The organism is Burkholderia sp. APQ4-4ca (genome assembly GCF_057837105.1).
The window spans coordinates 36,522-42,856 of record NZ_JBYQCG010000110.1 but is presented as its reverse complement, the minus strand read 5'-3'; the positions used below and the strand labels follow the sequence as shown (position 1 = coordinate 42,856).

6 protein-coding genes are annotated in these 6,335 nt (G+C 65.6%); 4 read left to right on the top strand and 2 right to left on the bottom strand.

Annotation, left to right across the window (positions count from 1 at the left end; all coding sequences use genetic code 11):
• On the bottom strand, nt 1-740 hold a 740-nt coding region (locus tag AC3IFE_RS13830; protein ID WP_489190864.1), incomplete at its 3' end, for an aromatic ring-hydroxylating oxygenase subunit alpha.
• Nucleotides 741-1,009: 269 nt separating this feature from the next.
• Between AC3IFE_RS13830 and AC3IFE_RS13825 the strand changes: the two genes are divergently transcribed.
• The 4 genes from AC3IFE_RS13825 (at nt 1,010) to folE2 (ending at nt 5,133) form a co-directional block, all read left to right on the top strand.
• On the top strand, nt 1,010-1,303 hold the full coding sequence (locus tag AC3IFE_RS13825; protein WP_006479428.1) for an exodeoxyribonuclease VII small subunit: 294 nt from the start codon (nt 1,010-1,012) through the stop codon (nt 1,301-1,303).
• Complete coding sequence (locus AC3IFE_RS13820) at nt 1,300-2,184, top strand: polyprenyl synthetase family protein (protein ID WP_489190863.1); 885 nt, start codon at nt 1,300-1,302, stop codon at nt 2,182-2,184. Before AC3IFE_RS13825 ends, AC3IFE_RS13820 begins: the two co-directional genes overlap by 4 nt.
• 81 nt (nt 2,185-2,265) lie before the next feature.
• Nucleotides 2,266-4,170, top strand: coding sequence for a 1-deoxy-D-xylulose-5-phosphate synthase (dxs, locus tag AC3IFE_RS13815; protein WP_089469321.1), 1,905 nt, complete (start codon nt 2,266-2,268; stop codon nt 4,168-4,170).
• A gap of 153 nt (nt 4,171-4,323) precedes the next feature.
• Nucleotides 4,324-5,133, top strand: a complete 810-nt coding sequence (gene folE2 / locus AC3IFE_RS13810; protein ID WP_301739137.1) for a GTP cyclohydrolase FolE2 — start codon at nt 4,324-4,326, stop codon at nt 5,131-5,133.
• 89 nt (nt 5,134-5,222) lie between these two features.
• Here folE2 and tsaD read toward each other — a convergent pair whose 3' ends face one another.
• Nucleotides 5,223-6,263, bottom strand: a complete 1,041-nt coding sequence (tsaD, locus tag AC3IFE_RS13805) for a tRNA (adenosine(37)-N6)-threonylcarbamoyltransferase complex transferase subunit TsaD (RefSeq protein ID WP_089469323.1) — start codon at nt 6,261-6,263, stop codon at nt 5,223-5,225.
• Nucleotides 6,264-6,335 lie beyond the last annotated feature (72 nt).

The following is a 6,335-nucleotide window of genomic DNA, read 5'->3' as shown; positions in this document are numbered from 1 at the left end:
CGGAACTTCAGCACCTGCTCGTGCCATTTCTGGTAAGTCGTGCTGCCCGGTTTCGCGAGGGCGTTGTGCACGCCGACCGTCTGCACGCTGTACCAGTCGCCGAACTCCCATTTGAGATCGTCGCACGACACGAAGCTGCCGAGGCCCGGGTGGAACGGGACGACGTGGTAATCCTCGAGGTAGACCTCGATGAACGTCTTCCAGTTGTAGTCGCACTCGTGCACTTCGACGTGATCGAACTGGTACTCGGAGAAGTCGAAATGATGCTTCGTGCCGAGGTTCGCGAGATCGCGCGCGACGTCGCGGCCCTCGGCCTCGAACAGCAGCCCCTGCCAGTTCTGCAGCGGGCTCTTGCCGAGGTTCAGGCACGGCTTGTCGGGGAAGTGCGGCGCGCCGAGCAGCTGGCCTTCGAGATCGTACGTCCAGCGGTGCAGCGGGCACACGATGTTCTGCGCATGGCCGCGCCCGTTGAGCATGATCGCCTGCCGGTGGCGGCACACGTTCGACAACAGTTCGATCTGGTTCGTCTGGTTACGGACCAGCACGCGGCCTTCCTTCTCGGAGGGCAGCGCAAAATAGTCTCCCGCCTCGGGCACCATCAACTCATGCCCGACGTAGCGAGGACCTTTCTTGAAGAGGGTTTCGATCTCGCGCTCGAGTAGCGCCTCATCGAAATATGCAGTGACTGGAAGCTGGCTGTGGGCCGACTTCAACTGAAGCGCATCGCTCAGATTGGACATTCCCACTCCCGGTGTTAGCGTGAAAGCAGTGAACAACCCAACCATCGAAAAATCGATTTAGGGAAACGGAGAATTATACCCGGTTCGCCCCGCAAGGCTAGGATTAAGTGCCTGATTTGTGTCAATTTTTTGTCGGGCGACCGTCGAAAGGCGCACACTGTGCGTCGTAGATGGGGCCGGAATTGTGCGCGGGCGCCCACGACGGCAGGTCGGAAAATTCTCTTTTGCCGTAGAATGTCCGACTTGTTTTGAAATTTGACACCTCGTCCATGGCGAAAACCGCATCCCCAGGCGCCACGCCGCCCGGCAATGGCACCGAACCGTTGCCGGACAATTATGAGATGGCGCTCGCGGAACTCGAGACGCTGGTTGCCCGGATGGAAGGCGGCGCGTTGAGCCTCGAGGATTCGCTGGCGGCGTATCGCCGCGGTGCGACCCTCGTTGCGTTTTGCCAACAGCAGCTCGAGAAAGTGGAGCAGCAGGTTCGCGTGCTCGACGGCGCGACGCTGAAGCCGCTTTCGTCCGGAACGGCCGCCACGGACGGCGAAGACGACGATCTATGACATTCGAACAATGGATGCGGTCCGTGCTCGACCGTGTCGAGGACGCACTCGGCCACTATCTGCCGGCTGAAAACGCGACGCCCGCGAAACTTCACGAGGCGATGCGCTATGCGGTTCTCGGTGGCGGCAAACGCGTTCGCCCGCTGCTGTGCCATGCGGCGGGCGAACTGACCGGCGCGACGGAAGCGGCGCGCAACGCGGCGGCGGCGGCGCTGGAGATGATCCACGTCTACTCGCTCGTGCACGACGACATGCCGTGCATGGACGACGACGCGCTGCGTCGCGGCAAGCCGACCGTGCACGTGCAGTACGACGAGCCGACGGCGCTGCTGGTCGGCGACGCGCTGCAGTCGCAGGCGTTCGTCGCGTTGACCGACGCCGATGCGCTGTCGCCGGTGCAGCAGGCGGCGCTCGTGCGCGAGCTGGCGCTCGCGAGCGGCTCGATCGGCATGGCCGGCGGGCAGGCGATCGACCTGGCGAGCGTCGGCCTGAAGCTGACGCGCGAACAGCTCGAGACGATGCACCGGATGAAGACGGGCGCCTTGCTGCGCGCAGCCGTGCGGATGGGCGCGCTGGCCGGCGAGACGCCGTCGGCGGAAACGATGGCCGCGCTGGACGTTTACGCGGGCGCCGTGGGTCTGGCCTTCCAGGTCGTCGACGACATTCTCGACGTCACGACCGATTCGGCGACGCTCGGCAAGACGGCCGGCAAGGATGCGGCGAACGACAAGCCGACCTATGTATCGATCCTCGGTCTCGAGGCGTCGCGCGAACTGGCGGCGCAACTGCGCGCCGAAGCGCACGACGCGCTGAAACCGTTCGGCGCACGCGCACAGCGTCTCGCCGAACTTGCCGACCTGGTAGTGAACCGGGTCAGCTGACGCGAAAGCCCGCCGCCGCGCACACGCTACGGTGCGTGCAAAAGAATGCGGGCGCGGTTGATTTCCTACAATGGAACGACGATGTACGACTTGCTGAAAACCATCGACGACCCGGCGGATTTGCGCCGCCTCGATCGTCGCCAACTGCAACCGCTCGCGGATGAACTGCGCGCGTTCGTGCTCGACAGCGTGTCGAAGACGGGCGGCCATTTGTCGTCCAACCTCGGGACGGTCGAGCTGACGATCGCGTTGCACTACGTGTTCAACACGCCGAACGATCGCATCGTCTGGGACGTGGGCCACCAGACCTACCCGCACAAGATCCTGACGGGCCGCCGCGACCAGATGCATTCGCTGCGTCAGCAGGACGGCATCTCGGGCTTTCCGCGCCGCAGCGAATCCGAATACGACACGTTCGGCACCGCGCACTCGAGCACGTCGATCTCGGCCGCGCTCGGCATGGCGATCGGCAGCCAGCTGAACGGCGACGACCGCTTCTCGATCGCCGTGATCGGCGACGGCGCGATGACGGCCGGCATGGCGTTCGAGGCGATGAACAACGCGGGCGTGTCGGAAGACGCGAAGGTGCTCGTGATCCTGAACGACAACGACATGTCGATCTCGCCGCCGGTCGGCGCGCTGAATCGCCATCTCGCCCGCCTGATGTCGGGCCGCTTCTATGCGGCCGCGCGCGCGGGCGTCGAGCGCGTGCTGAGCGTGGCGCCGCCGGTGCTCGAACTCGCGCGCAAGCTCGAGGAGCACGCGAAGGGCATGGTCGTGCCGGCCACGCTGTTCGAGGAGTTCGGCTTCAACTACATCGGCCCGATCGACGGTCACGATCTCGATTCGCTGATCCCGACGCTGCAGAACATCCGCGAGCTGCGCGGCCCGCAGTTCCTGCACGTGGTGACGAAGAAAGGTCAGGGCTACAAGCTCGCCGAAGCCGATCCCGTGCTCTATCACGGCCCTGGCAAGTTCAATCCGGCCGAAGGCATCAAGCCATCGGCCACCCCGGCGAAGAAGACGTACACGCAGGTGTTCGGCGAGTGGCTGTGCGACGAAGCCGAGCGCGATACGCGCGTGGTCGGCATCACGCCCGCGATGCGCGAAGGCTCGGGCATGGTCGAATTCGAGAAGCGCTTCAAGGATCGCTACTACGACGTCGGCATCGCCGAGCAGCACGCGGTGACGTTCGCGGGCGGTCTCGCGACCGAAGGGCTGAAGCCCGTCGTCGCGATCTACTCGACCTTCCTGCAGCGTGCGTACGACCAGCTGATTCACGACGTCGCGCTGCAGAACCTGCCGGTCGTGTTCGCGATCGACCGCGCGGGCCTCGTCGGCGCGGACGGCGCGACGCATGCGGGCGCGTACGATCTCGCGTTCATGCGCTGCATCCCGAACATGACGATCATGGCCGCGTCCGACGAGAACGAATGCCGCCAGATGCTGCACACGGCGCTGCAGCAACCGAACCCGACCGCGGTGCGCTATCCGCGCGGCGCGGGCACGGGCGTGGCGACGGTGAAGGAATTCACCGAGATTCCGCTCGGCAAGGGTGAGGTGCGTCGCCGCACGTCGCAGCCGGAAGGCAAGCGCGTCGCGATCCTCGCGTTCGGCACGATGGTGGCGCCGTCGCTCGCCGCCGCGGAGGAGCTCGATGCAACGGTCGCGAACATGCGCTTCGTGAAGCCGATCGATGCGGCGCTCGTGCGTGAGCTTGCCGAAACGCACGACTACGTCGTCACGGTCGAGGAAGGTTGCGTGATGGGCGGCGCGGGCTCGGCCTGCGTCGAAGCCCTGATGGAGAGTGGGGTTATCCGACCCGTACTACAATTGGGCCTCCCTGACCTGTTCATCGATCACGGCGACCCCGCGAAGCTGCTGTCGCAATGCGGCCTCGACGGCGCGGGCATCGCGAAATCGATTCGCGAACGCTTTCTGAATCCGGCGGCCGATGTCGCCGGCCAGGCGAAGCGCGTCGCATAAGTCGACGCCGCCCGGGGGCGGCGTCGGTGCGACTGGCGCAACCGGTCTTCATTGATGCGGAAAACATGGGCCTGCGGGCCCATGTTGCTTTTCCGGCCGCCGCATGATGCGGTGTGCGCGTCGTCGGACGCGCGGCTTACAAGGATTGAACAAATGAACCAGATGAATCCCGCCTTCGTGATGCCCGACGTGCAGAGCACGGTGGATACCCGTCAGATCCCGATTCAGCGCGTGGGCGTGAAGGCGGTTCGGCATCCGTTGACGGTGTGTACCGAAAGCGGCGACGTGCAACCGACGGTCGGTGTCTGGAACCTCGACGTCCGTCTGCCGGCCGATCAGAAAGGCACGCACATGTCGCGCTTCGTCGCGCTGCTCGAAGAGAATCGTGCGCCGCTGACGGTCGAGCGCTTCCGCGCGATGCTCGCGTCGATGCTCGAAAAGCTGGAAGCCGAGGCCGGCCGCATCGAAGTCACGTTCCCGTATTTCGTGAACAAGACGGCGCCGGTGTCCGGCGTGCAGAGCCTGCTCGACTATGAAGTGACGCTCGCGGGCGAAAGCCGCGACGGCGACACGCGCGTGTTCCTGAAGGTGCTCGTGCCGGTGACGAGCCTGTGCCCGTGCTCGAAGAAGATCTCGCAGTACGGCGCGCACAACCAGCGCTCGCACGTGACGATCGATGCGGAGCTGGCCGCCGATCTGCCGGTCGAGGCGCTGATTCGCATCGCGGAAGAGGAAGCGTCGTGCGAACTGTGGGGGCTGCTGAAGCGTCCGGACGAGAAGTTCGTCACCGAGCGTGCATACGAGAACCCGAAGTTCGTCGAGGATCTCGTGCGTGACGTCGCGCAACGTCTCGATGCGGACGAGCGGGTGATCGCGTACGTGCTCGAAGCCGAGAATTTCGAGTCGATCCACAATCACAGCGCGTATGCGCTGATCGAGCGCGACAAGCGGCTGGCGGCATAACGCCGCGGCGTTTTGTCGCGCCAATGACGAAGGCCGCTCGGAACCGAGCGGCCTTTTGTTTTCCTGCCTGGAGCGTTGCGCGGCGCGATTCAGCTCGCGAGCGACGCGAGATCCCAGCGCGGTTTCACCGTGAACGCGTAGTCGGCATTCGCCTGTTCGGGCCAGCGGCCGAGCCGCAGCGCACCCGCGAGCGCGATCATCGCGCCGTTGTCGGTGCACAGCGCGAGATCGGGGTAGTGCACGTCGAAGCCGCGCTTGGCCGCGGCCGCCGACAGGGCGGCGCGCAACTGGCGGTTCGCGCCGACACCGCCCGCGACCACGAGGCGCTTGAGCTTCGTTTGCTTCAGCGCGGCGAGCGACTTCGCGACGAGTACGTCGACGGCCGCATCGACGAAGCCGCGCGCGAGGTCGGCCTTCGCGCGTTCGAGTGCTTCGCCCTCGAGCTTCGCCGCTTCGAACTTCTTCATCTGTGTGAGCACGGCCGTCTTCAGGCCACTGAAGCTGAAGTCGAGATCGCCCGAATGCAGCATCGGGCGCGGCAGCACGACCGCGCCCGGCGTGCCGGTTTCGGCGAGCTTCGATACTTCGGGGCCGCCCGGATAGCCGAGACCGATCAGTTTCGCCGTCTTGTCGAACGCTTCGCCGGCCGCGTCGTCGAGCGTCTCGCCGAGCGTCTCGTACACGCCGACGTCCGTCACGCGCATCAGTTGCGTGTGGCCGCCGGAAACCAGCAGCGCGACGAACGGGAACGGCGGCGGCTCGTCGACCAGCAATGGCGACAGCAGGTGGCCTTCGAGGTGATGGATGCCGACGGTCGGCTTGTTCCACGCGAGCGCGAGCGCATTCGCGATGCTCGCGCCGACCAGCAGCGCACCGGCGAGGCCCGGCCCCTGCGTGAACGCGATCGCGTCGATGTCGTCGCGGCGCGCGCCGCTTTGCGCCATCACTTCCTCGAGCAGCGGCAGCGCGCGGCGGATATGGTCGCGCGACGCGAGTTCGGGCACGACGCCGCCGTAGTCGCGGTGCATCGCGATCTGCGAATGGAGCGCGTGTGCGAGCAGGCCGCGCTGCGTGTCGTAGAGCGCGAGGCCGGTTTCGTCGCAGGAGCTTTCGATGCCGAGAACGAGCATGGGTGAGGGCAGGGCGCGCCCGTTTCGGACGCGCCGCGGGTAGGTCGACGTAACCCGAAATTATAGCAGGCC